A 470-nucleotide genomic window follows, 5' to 3' on the forward strand; every position below is an offset into this window, starting at 1 on the left:
GTCATACGTTCAGCGATGTCTTTTGCTGTCAATCCCCAGCAAACGCGCGTCGCCTCTTCCACACGATTAAGATTGAATGGCATTTTTCCGTAGGGCATTTGGTACCCGAAAACATGCTCCAATACGGCTGGCAATAGTGTTCTAGGTGTCTTCAGATAGCGAGCCACAATCCCGAAAAGAGGCTCCTCATCAAGCTGATCGGGAAGAAAAATTGTCATCGTAGTGCCATCATCGCTTGAGATTGCGTCGTATACGTGATTTTTCTATTTCTTCCGGCGCGTACCGACGGGTTCGCCGATAGAGTCCGTCACACTGTTTCTGTACAGTGCTGACCGAACCTAAAGTGGACACATGGGTCCGCCAGTCTAGCGCAACATTTTTAGCGAAATCGCTGAGCGTTCTTTGAACGTAAGCCTGGTCTTTATGGACGAATCTACGGGCGGTCGTCTCCGATACGCCCAGCCTTCCGG

1 protein-coding gene is annotated in these 470 nt (G+C 50.4%); it reads right to left on the bottom strand.

All coding sequences use genetic code 11. The features are described 5' to 3' along the window. On the bottom strand, positions 1–218 hold a 218-nt coding region (locus tag AB4Y42_RS44190; protein ID WP_368697890.1), incomplete at its 3' end, for a hypothetical protein. Between the last annotated feature and the right edge of the window lie 252 nt (positions 219–470).

Origin of the sequence: Paraburkholderia sp. EG286B, from assembly GCF_040965655.1 — a bacterium.
Classification (GTDB): domain Bacteria; phylum Pseudomonadota; class Gammaproteobacteria; order Burkholderiales; family Burkholderiaceae; genus Paraburkholderia.